Here is a 15,777-nt window from a genome sequence, read left to right on the forward strand (position 1 = left end):
TGCGCCGACAATTACTCCGAGCTTACCACTTTGTTTCTGCCACCTTGCTTGGCGAGATATAAAGCCTGATCCGCCTTCGCCAAAAATTGTTGTGCTGCCGCTGCGGTTTCTTCCTTGCGGCCTATGGCCTTGAGGTTGGATACGCCGATGGAAACGGTTGAACGTAGATTCTCACCGCTCGTCAACTTGATCGGTGTATTGCAAATACTCGCGCGTATGCGCTCAGCAACTGCCACGGCCGCATCCAGCGATGCATCGATCAGCAACACGACAAATTCTTCACCGCCAAAACGACCTAACGCATCGCTCAAGCGCAACTCTGCCTTGATGCGCGCTGCAACTTCACGCAGCACCTCATCGCCGCCTTGATGGCCGTAGTTGTCATTCACCTTCTTGAAAAAATCCAGATCGATATACATCGCCGACAGCGAATAACCATGACGCTGCGTGCGTCCGACTTCTTCCAATAGGCGTCGCTCAACATAGCGGCGATTGTTCACGCCGGTCAACGGATCAGTCAGACCTATGTGTTGTAGCCGTTCATTGTTGATGACGTTTTCTACGCAAATCGCGACGATTGATGCGCGGTGCTGTAAAAAATCACTCGCCATGCCCGAAGTAAAACGCTCGGGATCAAGACTGCCCAGACTCAGCCAACCTATTAGCGCATTGCGGCGTATCAGCGGCAGTATTGCGACGCTCTTTGGTTTTAATACGGTATCTGGGAACAGTCGGCGATGCTGCATCGTGTACGGACCGATAGACGGCTTGCGTGCAGGATGCGTGATTTCGTCTATGCCTTGTTCGATGAAAAGCAGATTTGGATAGTCGCTGACATCAATGCGCAAATCGGTCAGGATTCGGCGAATTTCTGCATCAGGATCAATCAGCGAGAGTGTGACGACATCCAGTTCGGATGCTTCCGTGAGCGTATCGAAAACGCTGTCGATTAATTCCTGGAAGGTGTTCGAGCTGATGAATTCCAGGTCGAATTCCTGGTAGCGCTGCATGATCTGCTGATTGCGATGCGCCTGCTCCAGCAGTAGTTTCAACTGATTGCGTAACTGCGAATTTTCGTTAGTCAGCGTGTTCGTCATGGACATCAGATTAAAACTGCAAGGGCAGAGGCGCTATGAAAATAGCAATAGATTAAGTGCTGCATACTACGCCGATGCTTGTTGTATAGCAATTTTTGTGCGCAGTTAAGATCGCTTTAATCCCAATTCAAGTGCATAAAGCCGAAGATCATTCGTGTTGCAAGCAACTCCGGAGCAATTGCTTCAGAAATCCAGTTCAACTTCAACGTTCTGTCCGACGCGTATCACTTGCCCTTCGCCGCTCAGCAAAACGGTATTCATGCCGAACGTGATGCGGTCATCCATTTTGGGATTGGTGCGATAGGTTTGCAGAATATCCAGCGGGTCGGGGCCGAATTCGCCGCTTTCCTGATTGATGGATGGAATCGGGCAGCGCGGCGAAGGTTTGACTGGCTTCAGGTTTGCCTCGCCGATGGTGTACGAGATCGCGAAATCTTCTTCGAAGGCTGCAATATCGCTGAATACTATATTCGGACGGAAGCGATTCATAGGCAACGCAGCACGTCCTTGCGCGACCAGTTTTTCATTCAAATCATCCAGTGAACCAGTGCCGATTACCAGCATCGGGAAACCATCAGAGAACAGCGTCGGCGCTTCAAGCTCCTTGGTCCATTCTTTACTGGCGAGCCGTGTAGCGTCAGGATGAAAGCGCACCAATCTGCAAGAAGTGCCTAAGGCATTCGAGAACCACAACGCTGTCGTGTCGTCGCAATCATAGGCAGCGACTTCATCGTCCCAGACTTTTACGCGTACGACTTTTTCATCTGCTGGATCGGGCAGATCCAAGGGAATTTCAAAGCGCAGCATGCCCGGCGAACGCAGTTCCAACGTGTCGGCCTTGATGCGTGGTTCGATCAACGCCATCTTTGGAAATTCGCGTTGCGTCAGTGCTTGCCAGTTCTCATCGACTATCATCCACTCGCGATCATAAATATGCTGGCTCATCAAACCGGCTGGCGTCAACGTCGCTTCGCGCAAAGAAATGCCTGCGCAGGATTTGATCGGATACAGATTGAGTTCGGTAAGTAATGGCATGGATGGCGTGTGCTTTTCGAAATTATCTAGAAAATTGCCGCTGGTTTCGATGCATCGAAACCAGCGGCAATTTTCTAGATAATTTCGAAAAGCACACGCCATCCATGCCATTACTTACCGAACTCAATCTGTATCCGATCAAATCCTGCGCAGGCATTTCTTTGCGCGAAGCGACGTTGACGCCAGCCGGTTTGATGAGCCAGCATATTTATGATCGCGAGTGGATGATAGTCGATGAGAACTGGCAAGCACTGACGCAACGCGAATTTCCAAAGATGGCGTTGATCGAACCACGCATCAAGGCCGACACGTTGGAACTGCGTTCGCCGGGCATGCTGCGCTTTGAAATTCCCTTGGATCTGCCCGATCCAGCAGATGAAAAAGTCGTACGCGTAAAAGTCTGGGACGATGAAGTCGCTGCCTATGATTGCGACGACACGACAGCGTTGTGGTTCTCGAATGCCTTAGGCACTTCTTGCAGATTGGTGCGCTTTCATCCTGACGCTACACGGCTCGCCAGTAAAGAATGGACCAAGGAGCTTGAAGCGCCGACGCTGTTCTCTGATGGTTTCCCGATGCTGGTAATCGGCACTGGTTCACTGGATGATTTGAATGAAAAACTGGTCGCGCAAGGACGTGCTGCGTTGCCTATGAATCGCTTCCGTCCGAATATAGTATTCAGCGATATTGCAGCCTTCGAAGAAGATTTCGCGATCTCGTACACCATCGGCGAGGCAAACCTGAAGCCAGTCAAACCTTCGCCGCGCTGCCCGATTCCATCCATCAATCAGGAAAGCGGCGAATTCGGCCCCGACCCGCTGGATATTCTGCAAACCTATCGCACCAATCCCAAAATGGATGACCGCATCACGTTCGGCATGAATACCGTTTTGCTGAGCGGCGAAGGGCAAGTGATACGCGTCGGACAGAACGTTGAAGTTGAACTGGATTTCTGAAGCAATTGCTCCGGAGTTGCTTGCAACACGAATGATCTTCGGCTTTATGCACTTGAATTGGGATTAAAGCGATCTTAACTGCGCACAAAAATTGCTATACAACAAGCATCGGCGTAGTATGCAGCACTTAATCTATTGCTATTTTCATAGCGCCTCTGCCCTTGCAGTTTTAATCTGATGTCCATGACGAACACGCTGACTAACGAAAATTCGCAGTTACGCAATCAGTTGAAACTACTGCTGGAGCAGGCGCATCGCAATCAGCAGATCATGCAGCGCTACCAGGAATTCGACCTGGAATTCATCAGCTCGAACACCTTCCAGGAATTAATCGACAGCGTTTTCGATACGCTCACGGAAGCATCCGAACTGGATGTCGTCACACTCTCGCTGATTGATCCTGATGCAGAAATTCGCCGAATCCTGACCGATTTGCGCATTGATGTCAGCGACTATCCAAATCTGCTTTTCATCGAACAAGGCATAGACGAAATCACGCATCCTGCACGCAAGCCGTCTATCGGTCCGTACACGATGCAGCATCGCCGACTGTTCCCAGATACCGTATTAAAACCAAAGAGCGTCGCAATACTGCCGCTGATACGCCGCAATGCGCTAATAGGTTGGCTGAGTCTGGGCAGTCTTGATCCCGAGCGTTTTACTTCGGGCATGGCGAGTGATTTTTTACAGCACCGCGCATCAATCGTCGCGATTTGCGTAGAAAACGTCATCAACAATGAACGGCTACAACACATAGGTCTGACTGATCCGTTGACCGGCGTGAACAATCGCCGCTATGTTGAGCGACGCCTATTGGAAGAAGTCGGACGCACGCAGCGTCATGGTTATTCGCTGTCGGCGATGTATATCGATCTGGATTTTTTCAAGAAGGTGAATGACAACTACGGCCATCAAGGCGGCGATGAGGTGCTGCGTGAAGTTGCAGCGCGCATCAAGGCAGAGTTGCGCTTGAGCGATGCGTTAGGTCGTTTTGGCGGTGAAGAATTTGTCGTGTTGCTGATCGATGCATCGCTGGATGCGGCCGTGGCAGTTGCTGAGCGCATACGCGCGAGTATTTGCAATACACCGATCAAGTTGACGAGCGGTGAGAATCTACGTTCAACCGTTTCCATCGGCGTATCCAACCTCAAGGCCATAGGCCGCAAGGAAGAAACCGCAGCGGCAGCACAACAATTTTTGGCGAAGGCGGATCAGGCTTTATATCTCGCCAAGCAAGGTGGCAGAAACAAAGTGGTAAGCTCGGAGTAATTGTCGGCGCAGACTGAAATCAAATTGAATACGCAATAAAAAAAGGACCAATGATTGGTCCTTTTTCTATTGCGCTGCTATTTTCACGACACGGCTTTAAGTTCAGACTGCAGTCTTTCGTATTTGGTTTGCAACTCTTCCTTGCTTTCGCGCCACGCCGGATTGAAGGGTATGCATTCGACCGGGCAGACTTCCTGGCATTGTGGCTGGCTGAAGTGGCCTACGCATTCCGTACATTTGGTCGGATCGATCTCGTAGATCTCCTGCCCCATGTAAATCGCATCGTTCGGGCACTCCGGTTCGCATACGTCGCAGTTAATGCATTCGTCCGTGATCAGCAGTGCCATATTGCCTCCGCATCTGCAGGACGAATACAACTAACACCTGCAGGCGTTTGCTGCGCTGACCGGCACAAGGCGTGACCTTGCGTAACTCCGTTCAACGTATCCTTAATCAGCAAGGCCATGACAACTCCAGTTTCAGCTTACTTTTGCTCCAGCGCTTGTGCCGCGATTTTCTCTTTCAGCCATTTGTCGACTGATGGGAAAACAAACTTCGACACGTCGCCACCGAGTGCAGCGATCTCACGAACTATCGTACCAGAGATGAATTGATACTGATCGGACGGGGTCAGGAACAGCGTTTCGACGTCGGGCAACAGGTAGCGATTCATGCCAGCCATCTGGAATTCATATTCGAAATCCGATACCGCGCGCAAACCACGCACGATCACGCGTGCATCGTGGCGACGAACAAAATCTTTCAGTAAGCCGGAGAAACTTTCGACATGCACGTTCGGATAGTGACCAAGCACTTCATTCGAAATGGTCAGGCGTTCTTCCAGCGAAAAGAATGGTTTTTTGTTCTTGCTGTCGGCAACGCCGACAATCAACTTGTCGAACAAACCTGATGCGCGACGTACCAGGTCTTCGTGTCCACGTGTCAGTGGATCGAATGTTCCTGGATAAATGGCTGTGACCATGATGGCTCCCGTATGGTGGCTAAGTGTCAGCTGGCGGACAAAGCACGCGGCAGATGCGCCGGTTGAAGGGGCAATATGAGCGTTTTGCTTCTGGTTCCGGCATAGCGCAGTACGACACTATGGGCACCGCAAATAAACTGAAAGCGCATTATGCCTGAAGTTAGGCGAGTTTTTTCGCTTGCAAAAGATGGTAAAAAACCAATCCTGCATTGTCTGCGCGCACGACTTCCCAGCCTTGCAGCCAATCAGGAGGCGTCTCACCATCAAGAGCCACTTCAGATTCGACATAAATCAAACCGCCGTCCGCCAACAAAGGCGCGCACACCGGCAATATTTTGGCGAGCCAGTTTTGAAGATACGGCGGATCCAGAAAAATCAGATTGAATTGACCGTTGCCCCCGCGTGCCTGCATACCTTGTGCTGCCGCGAAAGCGTCACCGCGCACAATGCTAACTTGATCAGCGCGCAGTTTTTCCTTGGTCGCTTCGAGTTGTCGTACTGCAGGTGTATGCATTTCTACCATCACGACTTGCTCCGCACCGCGACTTGCCGCTTCAAAGCCGAGCACGCCGGTACCGGCAAACAGATCCAGGCATTTAAGCTTGCTCCAGTTGCCGTCGATCAAATGATTGATCCAGTTGAATACTGTTTCGCGCACACGATCCGGCGTAGGCCGCAAACCTTCTGCATCGAGAACGACGAGCGGCGTGCGCTTCCATTGCCCGCCTATGATGCGCACCTGGTGCGTCATGACGGGACGCGGTAGGCGCTTGGGGGCAGGTTTAGGCGGTTTATTACGTATCTTTTTGGACATGAGTGACGATGCAATGGAACGGTGTGATTGAAACCACGCGCTGAAAAGTGCGCGCAGCATGGATTGTAATGACTACGCTCCATGCAAGCCAGCGTGGCGTCTATCTATCTGCCCATGCTTACTTATCCGCGCCTGTTTCTGCTCCTACGACCACTATCGATAATTTATCCATTTGCAGCTTGCGATTGAATGCATCCTTGACCTGAGCCGTCGTCACCGCAGCCACTTTCGCGGTCCAGGTATCCAGATAATCCAGCGGCAACTGGTAAAAACCAATCGCGGCAATATTCTCGAGTATCTTTTTATTGCTATCGATACGTAACGAAAAACCACCGATCAAATTATCCTTCGCGCCTTTCAATTCCGCTGCGGTCGGGCCATCACGCAAAAATTCAGTCATCGTATCGCGCGTCACTTTCAATGCTTCGCTAGCTTGTTCTTTTTTGGTTTGCAAACCAATCTGGAAAGGTCCTGGTTGCGCCATCGGATTAAAGTAGCTGCTGACGCCGTAAGTCAGGCCACGTTTTTCACGCACCTGCTGCATCAAGCGCGAAGCAAAACCGCCACCGCCTAATACATAATTGCCGACCGTTAGCGCGAAGTGATCAGGATCGTGACGCGCCATCGCTGGCATACCGATCAAGATATGCGCTTGCGACGCTTGATGCGGGATACGTTCTTCTGCACCTTTCGCGACTGGCACTACCGGCAAATTCGGCAACGCAGCTCCTTGCGGCAAACGTCGCGTGAGTTCCTGCGCAATTTTGTCTGCCTGCTCACGCGTGACATCGCCTATCAATGCGACCACTGCACGGTTCGCCACGTAATGCGCAGTATGGAAAGCCAGCAAATCGTCACGCGTAATTGCCGTCACCGATTCCACTGTCAGTTGCTGTCCGTACGGATGAGCGCCATACAACAAGCGCGAAAATGCTTTGTCGGCAATCGCTTCCGGCTGCGTCAAACTTTCTTTGATCGAAGCAATCGTGCGCGCCTTATCGCGCGTCAAAAATTCTTGCGGAAAGCTGGGCTCAGCCAGTAAACGTCCCACCAATGGCACCGCAACTTCACGTTCCGACACCAGCGTTCGCAAGGTCACACCAGAACGATCGTCGTCAAGTCTGGCGCCACGGATAGCTGCCGTATCAGCAAACGCATCGGAGATTTGCGCCTCGCTCAGCGCTAACTCATTCGACGTTTGTGCTGCACGAATGCCGCGTGCCAGCATCGCATTCGTCAACGCGGCAACGCCTGATTTTCCAGTTGGGTCACGACGCGCACCGGCATCGAAATCAACACTCAGATCGAGAATCGGAATCGTGTGATTTTCGACAAACAACACGCGCGCGCCATTCGGTAAGGTCCACGATTGAATCTGTAATGCAGCGTGAGAAATACTGCATGCGGCACATAAGGCCAAGCCTGTAATTATTTTAAACATGGGACTCCAGAAATACTTGTTTAGTTTTGAACGCAGCTAAAAGCGATACCACCGCTATCAACGTAGCGGACCGCTTGCTGCTGGCGCGACAGGTTTTTTATCCGCCATCGGCAAAGGCACCAAGGTCGCCACCGTCAACGCCTCATCGCCAAAATACTTCTGCGCCACTGCCTGCACTTGTTGCGGCGTCACCGCACGCAAGCGCTCAATAATTAAATCGATATCCTTGTACGACAGACCCGACATTTCCATCGCGCCAATTTCCATCGCCTGACCAAATACTGAATCGCGTTTGTAAACCTGGCCTGCAATCAACTGCGTTTTCACCCGCTTCAATTCAGCTTCCGATACGCCATCGGTGGCGATACGTGTCACTTCAGCACGCAATTGTTTTTCCAGTTGTTCAGTTGTATTGCCAGCCGCCGGCGAGCCATCCAGCAAAAACATCACTGGCCCACGGGCGATACCAGAATACGAAGCGCCAACTTCATTCGCAACACGATCTGTACGAACCAGCTTGGCGGTCAGACGTGCATTGTCGTAACCATCCAGCACGGCTGCCAACACATCGAGCGCGAAGGCGTCGTCATCTTTTTTGACATCCTTCAAAGCAGGCACTTTGAATGCCAATACGACATAGGGATTTTCTGCTGGAGCTTTAACGGTCACGCGTTTGATACCGAATTGCGGCGGCTCGTTTTGCGGACGGGTACGCGTCAAGGTTCTGCCCGCATAGTTGCCAAAGTATTTTTCTGCGAGTTTAAAAACCTGTTTCGCATCGACATCGCCGGACACAACCATCGTCGCGTTGTTCGGCACATACCAAGCGTCATGCCAGGCTTTTACATCGGCGACGGTCATGTTTTCCAAATCATCCATCCAGCCTATGACCGGATTGCGATATGGATGCGCGGCGTAGGCAGTCGCGGTCAATGCTTCCTGCACCATTGCGATAGGCTGGTCGTCGGTACGCAGGCGGCGCTCTTCCATCACGACGCGGATTTCTTTGGCGAATTCATTTTTGTCGAATTGCAGATTGACCATGCGGTCGGCTTCCAGCGCCATCACGGCCTCGAGCTTGGATTTCTCGATTTGCTGGAAATAAGCGGTGTAATCCTTGCTGGTAAATGCGTTTTCACGGCCGCCTAGTTCGGCAACACGCTTGCTGAATTCCCCTACTTTCAGCTTCTTGGTGCCTTTAAACATCATGTGTTCCAGCGCATGTGCGACGCCCGTCGTACCGTTGCGCTCATCCACTGCGCCGACGCGATACCAGATCATGTGCGCCACTGTTGGTGCACGATGATCTTCGTTGACGATAATCTTCATGCCGTTTTTCAAAGTGAATTCTTCAGTCTGTGCGGCATGCGCAAATGACGTCGCCAAAATAATTGATCCTGCCAACAGCATTGTTTTCATTGTTCTAATACGCAATTTGATAGCCTTCGCTCTGATAGAATACGTCGATTGTATCCGCTTGCCTGCAACACACCGGCAAGCGCCTGTGACCGCTGTTCTGACCCCATTCCCGATGTTTAGTTTCTTCAAGAAAAAACCGCAAGAACCTGCACCGCTGGCGAACGCGCCTGTAACGCCGGCGCCAATTCCCGAACCAGCTGTGTCTGCCGCAGTTGTAACGCCAACGGAAATCGTTGCCGCCGTTACGCCGGTAGAGCAAAAGCAATCATGGGTAGAGCGACTGAAAGTCGGGCTTTCCAAAACATCATCCCATTTGACGACATTATTTGTCGGCGCAAAAATCGGCGATGAATTATATGAAGAGCTGGAATCCGCATTATTGATGTCCGATGCGGGCGTCGATGCCACGCAATTCCTGCTCGATGAATTGAAGCGCAAGGTCAAGAATGAAAAACTGACCGAAGCCACACAAGTCAAAACGGCCTTACGCAGCTTGCTACTCGACATGCTGACGCCGCTGCAAAAGCCGTTGGTGCTAGGGCAACATCAACCTTTGGTCATCATGATCACCGGCGTCAATGGCGCGGGCAAAACCACGACTATCGGCAAGCTCGCTAAACATCTGCAGGCGCACGGCCAATCTGTTTTGCTGGCAGCGGGCGATACCTTCCGTGCTGCCGCACGCGAGCAATTGACGGTATGGGGCGAGCGTAATAACGTGGCAGTAATCGCGCAAGAGTCTGGAGATCCGGCCGCAGTCGCTTTCGATGCGGTTCATTCTGCGCAAGCACGCGGCACGAATGTCGTGATGGTCGACACCGCCGGACGCCTGCCTACGCAATTGCATTTGATGGAAGAATTAAAGAAAATCAAACGCGTCACAGCCAAAGGCATGGCGTCCGCGCCGCATGAGATTTTGCTGGTGATAGACGGCAACACCGGACAAAACGCGCTGACGCAAGTCAAAGCCTTTGACGATGCATTGGGCCTCACCGGCTTGGTCGTCACCAAGCTCGACGGCACGGCCAAAGGTGGCGTACTTGCAGCGATTGCACGCGCACGACCGATACCGGTTTACTTTATCGGCGTCGGCGAACAAATCGAAGATCTGCAGCCATTCAATGCGCAGGAATTTGTAGAAGCTCTCTTGGGATAAAGCGACATCGATGATTGAATTTCGCCAGGTTTCAAAAAAATATACGCAAAACGTCACCGCGCTGTCCGACATCACACTGTCGGTCAACAAAGGCGAACTGGTCTTTCTGGCCGGCCCTTCCGGCGCTGGCAAATCCACGCTATTGAAAATGATAGCCGCGATGGAAAGACCAACTGAAGGTACCGTCATCGTCAGCGGCCATGATATCGGTCGCATCAAAAATTCCGGCCTGCCTTATCTGCGTCGCAATCTCGGTTTGATTTTTCAGCAACAACGCTTGCTGTCGGATCGTAATGTACTGGCGAATGTGATGTTGCCGTTAGTCGTCTGCGGTGCGTCACGCTCCGATGCAGAACGCCGCGCACGCGCTGCGCTGGATAAAGTCGGCCTGCTCGACAAAGCCAGCTCCGCACCGCAAACCTTATCCGGCGGCGAACAACAACGCGTGTCGATTGCACGCGCCATCGTTAATCGTCCTCAAATTATTCTGGCAGATGAGCCGACCGCAAATCTGGATCGCGAGAGCGCCAACAAGGTACTGGACGCGTTAAAAGCTTTTAACGCAGTCGGCGTTACTTGCCTGATTTCTACCCACGACGAACAATTTCTCGATACGGCAACGCGCGTGATTTATCTCGATCGCGGCAAGATTATCGAAAGCTGGCGCAGAACGACTCCGCAGGTGATGGCATGAATAGCTGGTTCAGACAACATCGTTTCGCGCTAGGCGATGCGTTTCGCCACTTGTTCAAAACACCGGGCAATTTTTTACTCAACGTATTGGTCGTGTCGATTGCATTAGCATTGCCATTTGCTGGTTTGACACTGATTGAAAACGTCAGACCCGTATCCGAACAGTTAGCGGTTGAACCGGAAATCAGCATCTTCATGCAGATGGATGCATCGCGTGAACGCGCTACGGCGCTCGCACCGGAAATCAAACGCATCGCGCAAGAAGCCAAACATCCGGTCAAGCTGGAATTCATTCCGCGCGAAAAAGCGCTCAGCACGCTGAAAGATAAAACCGGACTGGAAGACGCCATCAGCACGCTAGGCGCGAATCCTTTGCCAGATGCCTACGTCGTCAAAATGACGGGCTTCCAGAACGATGACGACGCCAAGAAGATCAAGCAAATTACTGAAAAACTGCAGGCCTTGAATGGCGTTGAATACGTGCAAATTGATTCGGCATGGGTGGAGCGTTTGGCAGCGCTGCTGCAAGTGATGCGCTTGGTGTTGCTATTCCTCGCTGCGACTTTGGGCGTGGTGGTGGTTGCCGTCGTGTTCAACACGATCCGTTTGCAAGTCATGACGCAGCGCGAAGAAATCGAAGTCTCGCGTCTGGTCGGCGCCACCGACTCTTTCATCTGCAGGCCGTTTTATTACACAGGCGCCCTGCTCGGTCTGATCGCTGGCGGCGTTGCGTTGATCGCGGTTGCGATTGCCTTGAATCCGCTCAACGCAGCTATCGCAGACTTTGCGCGGCTGTATGCGTCCGAATTCCGATTGGTTCCGCTTGATGTCAGCGCAACCTTGATCATGTTGGCGGCCAGTGCTTTCCTCGGTTTGCTGGGAGCACTGTTATCGGTGCAGCGGCATTTGGCGCGACTGGCTTAAAAATACAAATAGCGCTTATCTTCATGAGCGCTATTTCAAATATGCCAAATTATTAATGTAAGCGCACACTAGCCTTTCAGGCGTCTGATGCGGCGACTTCCACGCAATAAAGTACTTTCCGCTCGGAAGTAAAAAGCACTTAAAAATCCTGCGAAAAAACATCCCTCACACGCAACTTCATAGCAGAAGTTCGCTCTAATTCTAGTAAGCCAAGATTTATTGTGATCAAAAATGCAATAGCATTTTAGCTATCGGTCTAGTATAAAACGCTCATTAGCAGTCATTCGTAGAGAGTGCTAATATAGCCGTTCTAAACGATTTCGCAGCAGCAAGGCGAGTCGATTCTGAATAAAAGTGAGCAAGGAGAAAGTATGAAAGCAGCATCTGCATCAACCGCAATGATTCCAGCCAGCAATATCATGGCACTGGGGTTTTCTGGCGCGCTGGGCAATATTGACGCTTACATCTCGGCGGTCAATCGCCTGCCTATGCTGACGCATGAAGAAGAAATGTCACTGGCTCGTCGTCTGCGCGACGATAACGATTTGGGCGCTGCGCAAAAGCTGGTGCTTTCGCATCTGCGTCTGGTTGTCTCAATTGCCCGCGGCTACTTGGGTTATGGCTTGCCACATGCGGATTTGATTCAAGAAGGCAATATCGGTTTGATGAAAGCCGTGAAACGTTTTGATCCCGATCAAGGCGTGCGTCTTGTTTCGTATTCGATGCATTGGATCAAGGCAGAAATGCATGAGTACATCCTGAAAAACTGGCGCTTGGTAAAAGTTGCGACGACCAAAGCACAACGCAAGTTGTTCTTTAATCTGCGCAGCCATAAAACCGGCCTCGATTCGATGACGCCTGATCAAGTAGATGCTTTGGCAAAAACGCTGAACGTCAAACGCGAAGAAGTCATCGAGATGGAAATGCGTTTATCCGGTCGCGACATTGCGCTGGAAGCGCCAACTGATGATGAAGACGACAAATTTGCACCTATCGCTTATTTGTCTTCGGATATGCAAGAGCCGACCAAAGTTTTGGAAGCACAGAACTACGACAAACTGCAAACCGAAGGTTTGTCGACAGCGTTGGGCAAACTGGATCCGCGTTCACGTCGCATCGTGGAAGCGCGCTGGTTGGCCAACGATGATGGCTCAGGCGCAACCTTGCATGAACTGGCTGATGAGTTCGGTGTTTCTGCAGAACGCATACGTCAGATCGAAGCAGTTGCATTGAAAAAAATGAAAGGTTCGCTGGCTGCTTACGCATAATCAAATATGTGTAGTTAAGCAAGCTGCAGTGAACAAAAAAGGCGCTCAATTGAGCGCCTTTTTTTATGTCGGATTTACTGAACTGATCAAGCAGGTTCGGCCAACAGAATCTTCAAGTCGTGCACGATAGGTTCTACACCTTGACCGTGGCGTATGAATAAACGTATGCGCCCTTGCGGATCAAATACATAGCTGCCAGCCGTGTGATCGACGGTATAACTACCCGGCGTTTTGCCCGGCACTTTTTGATAAAAAACTTTGAATTCCTTGGCGGTCTTTTCAGTCTCTGCCAAATCACCACGCAAACCCAGGAAGCGAGGATCAAATGCGGGCACGTATTGCGACAACAGAGTTGCCGTATCGCGCTCAGGATCAACCGTGATAAACAATACCTGCACCTTGTCAGCATCCGGACCCAAAGCCTTCATCACGTTTGCCATTTCCAACATCGTCGTCGGGCAAACATCAGGACATTGCGTAAAGCCGAAGAACACCACTACAGCCTTGCCTTTGAAATCGGCCAAGGTACGTGGCTTGCCATTATGGTCATGCAGGGAAAAATCCTTGCCATATGCCAGCCCGGTCACGTCCGTATTATTGAAAGCCACAGGCGCAGCCTTCTCGCCACATGCGCTTAACGCAAACAAAGCAGTACAGATCAACAGCAAGGAACGTAGACGCATCTTTTTAAAACCTTAAATAGTGGTCGACCAATAATGCGGCGAACAGCAGCGACAAATAAATGATCGAATACGTAAACATCTTGCGCGCGATCATGTCGGTGTAATGCCGATAAACCTGCCACGCATACCAGACAAAAATTGCATCGAGCACAGCCGCTGAAGCCAGATAAATCAAGCCGCTCATACCAACTGCAAACGGCAACATAGTAGTCGCCACCAAGGCGATCGTGTACAACCAGATATGGAATTGCGTGAACGCCGTACCGTGTGTAATCGGCAGCATAGGCAAACCGGATTTTGCATATTCATCGCGACGATACAAAGCCAGCGCCCAGAAATGCGGCGGCGTCCAGATGAAAATAATCAGGACCAAAATCCACGCTTGCATAGGTAAATCATTCGCGACCGCAGCCCAACCAAGTGCTGGTGGCATCGCACCGGACAAACCGCCGATGACGATATTTTGCGGCGTCGCTGGTTTCAGGATGATGGTGTAAATCACGGCGTAACCAACGAAGGTTGCGAAGGTCAGCCACATCGTCAACGGATTGACGAAGTTATAAAGTATCCACATCCCCGCGCCGCCAAGCACGCCCGAAAAAATCAGCGTCTGCGGCACAGTGATTTCGCCGCGCGCCATCGGACGACGCGCAGTACGCGCCATGCGTGAATCGATCTCACGTTCGACCAGACAGTTAATCGCGAAAGCAGCACCGGCCAACAGCCAGATGCCGACAGTTGCAGCAACGACGATCTTCCAGCTTGGCAGTTCAGGTGTTGCCAAAAACATGCCGATCACGGCGCAAAAAACTGCAAGCTGCGTCACACGCGGCTTGGTCAGTGCCCAGTATTGGGCGATGCGATTGGGAGAGGCGGTCAGGGTTGTCATGCGTTATCTTTTGATGCGGCGGGTGAACAGATCAATACAAATACATCTGCAAAAACTATTTGATCTGACTCACGATTTCCCGGGCTGACCCGAGATTCTAGTCTTGTAGTTTAACATGACCAGCAGCAGCACAAGCAGCGCGGCACAACCGTTGTGCGCTACTGCAAGTGCGAGCGGCCATTTCAATGACACGGTGGCAATACCAATCGTGATTTGCAAAGCCAGCGCGCCCAGCAAAGCACGCGCAATCGGCCGCATGCCTTCAAGCTTGAGCGCTTGATAACCCAGCCACGCAAGATAAGCGGCCAGCACAAATGCAAAAACTCTGTGCGTCCAATGGATCGCTGTCAGCGCATCGAACGGCAAATACTCACCGTCGGCAGTCATCCCCAGACTGCGCCACAAGGTAAAGCCATTATCGAAATCCATCTGCGGGATCAATGCGCCATGACACAGAGGGAAATCAGTACAAGCCAGCGCTGCATAGTTGGTACTAACCCAGCCGCCCAACGCAATTTGTACGGTCAGCAATAGCAAACCTATCAATGCAGGAAGTCGCAATGCTGATGCTTGCTCTGCGACGTACGCATGATCTTTTTGGTAAGCGCCCACCCAGGTCAACATGCCGAGTAAAAGCATGCCTAGCAATAAATGGATGGTCACGATGATGGGTTGCAACTTCATCGTGACAGTCCACGCGCCAAACGCACCTTGTATGCAGACGAAGACAAACAGCAGCATCGGGTAGCGCGGCGAGAAGCGTTGGTTAGTACGGCCGCTCTGTAACCAGAAGCGCCATGCAATCACCATAATCGCGATGATCAATACACCGATGCCCATCGCAAGATAGCGATGAATCATTTCCACCCATGCCTTCATCACGGTCACCGGACCATCGGGCATCAAGGCTTCAGCGGCGCGTATATGTTCCATCGCCTGCAAAGGATTGGCATGGCCGTAACAACCTGGCCAATCAGGGCAACCAAGGCCGGAATCGGTTAGCCGCGTGAATGCGCCGAACATGATCACGTCAAAGGTGAGGAACACCGTCACCCATACCAGCTTGCGATACTTGTCTGGATCTTTCGACGACCAGACAATCACACATGCCAGCATCGCGACAAAAAGTCCTTTGCTGGCTAGCTGGAACA

At 51.5% G+C, this 15,777-nt stretch carries 16 protein-coding genes; 6 read left to right on the top strand and 10 right to left on the bottom strand.

What is annotated here, in order from left to right:
* Positions 1 to 11: 11 nt before the first annotated feature.
* Positions 12 to 1,097, bottom strand: a complete 1,086-nt coding sequence (locus tag Q7T66_RS14260) for a DUF484 family protein (RefSeq protein ID WP_304933983.1) — start codon at positions 1,095 to 1,097, stop codon at positions 12 to 14.
* A gap of 183 nt (positions 1,098 to 1,280) precedes the next feature.
* A complete protein-coding gene (locus tag Q7T66_RS14255) occupies positions 1,281 to 2,132 on the bottom strand; it encodes an MOSC domain-containing protein (RefSeq protein WP_304933984.1) in 852 nt (283 codons plus the stop codon).
* Between the two features lie 104 nt (positions 2,133 to 2,236).
* Between Q7T66_RS14255 and Q7T66_RS14250 the strand changes: the two genes are divergently transcribed.
* Both Q7T66_RS14250 and Q7T66_RS14245 read left to right on the top strand, forming a co-directional pair.
* Positions 2,237 to 3,088, top strand: coding sequence for an MOSC domain-containing protein (locus Q7T66_RS14250; protein WP_304933984.1), 852 nt, complete (start codon positions 2,237 to 2,239; stop codon positions 3,086 to 3,088).
* Between the two features lie 183 nt (positions 3,089 to 3,271).
* On the top strand, positions 3,272 to 4,357 hold the full coding sequence (locus Q7T66_RS14245) for a DUF484 family protein (RefSeq protein ID WP_304933983.1): 1,086 nt from the start codon (positions 3,272 to 3,274) through the stop codon (positions 4,355 to 4,357).
* 83 nt (positions 4,358 to 4,440) lie between these two features.
* On the opposite strand, the gene Q7T66_RS14240 is transcribed toward Q7T66_RS14245, so the two are convergent.
* The 5 genes from Q7T66_RS14240 to Q7T66_RS14220 form a co-directional block, all read right to left on the bottom strand.
* A complete protein-coding gene (locus tag Q7T66_RS14240; protein WP_304933982.1) occupies positions 4,441 to 4,704 on the bottom strand; it encodes a YfhL family 4Fe-4S dicluster ferredoxin in 264 nt (87 codons plus the stop codon).
* Between the two features lie 137 nt (positions 4,705 to 4,841).
* Positions 4,842 to 5,339 carry a pantetheine-phosphate adenylyltransferase gene (gene coaD / locus Q7T66_RS14235; RefSeq protein ID WP_304933981.1) on the bottom strand — a complete coding sequence of 166 codons (498 nt, stop codon included), beginning with the start codon at positions 5,337 to 5,339 and terminating at the stop codon, positions 4,842 to 4,844.
* A gap of 160 nt (positions 5,340 to 5,499) precedes the next feature.
* Positions 5,500 to 6,153, bottom strand: a complete 654-nt coding sequence (rsmD, locus tag Q7T66_RS14230) for a 16S rRNA (guanine(966)-N(2))-methyltransferase RsmD (protein ID WP_304933980.1) — start codon at positions 6,151 to 6,153, stop codon at positions 5,500 to 5,502.
* 118 nt (positions 6,154 to 6,271) lie between these two features.
* Positions 6,272 to 7,594, bottom strand: a complete 1,323-nt coding sequence (locus Q7T66_RS14225; RefSeq protein ID WP_304933979.1) for a pitrilysin family protein — start codon at positions 7,592 to 7,594, stop codon at positions 6,272 to 6,274.
* A 57-nt stretch (positions 7,595 to 7,651) separates the two neighbouring features.
* Complete coding sequence (locus tag Q7T66_RS14220) at positions 7,652 to 9,004, bottom strand: pitrilysin family protein (RefSeq protein WP_304933999.1); 1,353 nt, start codon at positions 9,002 to 9,004, stop codon at positions 7,652 to 7,654.
* A 121-nt stretch (positions 9,005 to 9,125) separates the two neighbouring features.
* On the opposite strand from Q7T66_RS14220, the gene ftsY reads away from it, so the two are divergent.
* The 4 genes from ftsY (at position 9,126) to rpoH (ending at position 13,054) form a co-directional block, all read left to right on the top strand.
* Complete coding sequence (gene ftsY / locus Q7T66_RS14215) at positions 9,126 to 10,169, top strand: signal recognition particle-docking protein FtsY (RefSeq protein WP_304933998.1); 1,044 nt, start codon at positions 9,126 to 9,128, stop codon at positions 10,167 to 10,169.
* A 10-nt stretch (positions 10,170 to 10,179) separates the two neighbouring features.
* Positions 10,180 to 10,863 (top strand): cell division ATP-binding protein FtsE, encoded by a 684-nt coding sequence (locus Q7T66_RS14210; RefSeq protein ID WP_304933978.1) that lies wholly within the window; start codon positions 10,180 to 10,182, stop codon positions 10,861 to 10,863.
* A complete protein-coding gene (gene ftsX, locus Q7T66_RS14205) occupies positions 10,860 to 11,786 on the top strand; it encodes a permease-like cell division protein FtsX (RefSeq protein ID WP_304933977.1) in 927 nt (308 codons plus the stop codon). Before Q7T66_RS14210 ends, ftsX begins: the two co-directional genes overlap by 4 nt.
* A gap of 371 nt (positions 11,787 to 12,157) precedes the next feature.
* Complete coding sequence (rpoH, locus tag Q7T66_RS14200; RefSeq protein WP_304933976.1) at positions 12,158 to 13,054, top strand: RNA polymerase sigma factor RpoH; 897 nt, start codon at positions 12,158 to 12,160, stop codon at positions 13,052 to 13,054.
* A gap of 86 nt (positions 13,055 to 13,140) precedes the next feature.
* On the opposite strand, the gene Q7T66_RS14195 is transcribed toward rpoH, so the two are convergent.
* From Q7T66_RS14195 to Q7T66_RS14185, 3 genes are all read right to left on the bottom strand, one after another.
* Positions 13,141 to 13,737, bottom strand: a complete 597-nt coding sequence (locus tag Q7T66_RS14195) for an SCO family protein (protein WP_304933975.1) — start codon at positions 13,735 to 13,737, stop codon at positions 13,141 to 13,143.
* A 4-nt stretch (positions 13,738 to 13,741) separates the two neighbouring features.
* Positions 13,742 to 14,626: a heme o synthase gene (gene cyoE / locus Q7T66_RS14190; RefSeq protein ID WP_304933974.1), complete on the bottom strand. Its 885-nt coding sequence runs from the start codon at positions 14,624 to 14,626 to the stop codon at positions 13,742 to 13,744.
* A 69-nt stretch (positions 14,627 to 14,695) separates the two neighbouring features.
* Entirely contained in the window at positions 14,696 to 15,742 is a 1,047-nt protein-coding gene (locus Q7T66_RS14185; RefSeq protein WP_304933997.1) for a heme A synthase, read from the bottom strand.
* Positions 15,743 to 15,777 lie beyond the last annotated feature (35 nt).

The organism is Herminiimonas sp. (assembly GCF_030655415.1).